The 846-nt window shown below is 25.8% G+C and carries 2 protein-coding genes; both read left to right on the top strand.

Going from position 1 to position 846, the window contains the following annotated elements; all coding sequences use genetic code 11:
• Positions 1-127 precede the first annotated feature (127 nt).
• Positions 128-271: a hypothetical protein gene (locus tag LEQ07_RS19680; RefSeq protein WP_263331958.1), complete on the top strand. Its 144-nt coding sequence runs from the start codon at positions 128-130 to the stop codon at positions 269-271.
• A complete protein-coding gene (locus tag LEQ07_RS19675) occupies positions 244-744 on the top strand; it encodes a hypothetical protein (RefSeq protein ID WP_263331955.1) in 501 nt (166 codons plus the stop codon). The genes LEQ07_RS19680 and LEQ07_RS19675 overlap by 28 nt, the downstream gene beginning before the upstream one ends.
• Positions 745-846: the final 102 nt, after the last annotated feature.

The raw sequence follows: 846 nt of genomic DNA, 5'->3' as shown, positions 1-846 counted from the left end.
AAAAATCGAACTTTTTAGTAGCAACAAAAAATAATAAAATAAATTAATTTATTGTATACAAAATTAAAAAATATAGTAAATAATAAATAGTAAAAGGTTAGAATTCTAAGTAAACAAGGAGGCAACTATGAAAAAGAGATTAATTTTGATGACTGCATTAATTTCAACTATGATTTTAACAGGTTGTTCAAATGATAATATAAAAGAAAAAAGGAAGAAAAAACGACTACACAGGAAAGTAGCGTGGATATTGATGTGGCAGGAAAAATAAGAGATAAATTTGATGAGCTTGATACAGATTCTCATATAAGTTCTTTAACTGAGTTTGCACATAGTTTTTCTGATAAAGTTGATTCGGCTAAGGATACATTAAAAGATGCAAATAATGCCTTGGATTCAGCAGGAGATTTAACTGCAGGATTAGACTCTAAAATTAATGATGCAAATAGCAAAATAAGTAGTGCTAGAGGAGATGTTGATTCAGCTAGACATAAAGTGAATTCTAAAATAGATAATGCTACAGATAAAGTTAATTCAGCATCAGATAAGTTAATCACAGCAAAAAATAAAGCAGATAGTGCAAAGGATAAAGTAAGTGATAAAATAAATAAAGCAGATAAAGATGTAAATAATGCAAAAGATAAAGTTAATCAAATAGATAAAAATATAAACAATACAAAAGATAAAGTTAATAATAAAGTTGATGACACGAAAAATAAAATAGAAGATACAAAAACAAAATAAGAAGATACAAAAACAAAGATAGATAGTATAAAAATGATATATCAGATAAAATTCACAATAGACACTAGACAAAACGAAGATTGCAAAAATACTTACTTGACT

The sequence above is a fragment of the Paraclostridium sp. AKS73 genome (assembly GCF_025671395.1).
In the GTDB taxonomy this organism is placed as follows: Bacteria; Bacillota; Clostridia; order Peptostreptococcales; family Peptostreptococcaceae; genus Paraclostridium; species Paraclostridium benzoelyticum.
The sequence above is the reverse complement of the archived record's forward strand: the minus strand, read 5'-3'. Positions and strand labels throughout refer to the sequence as shown.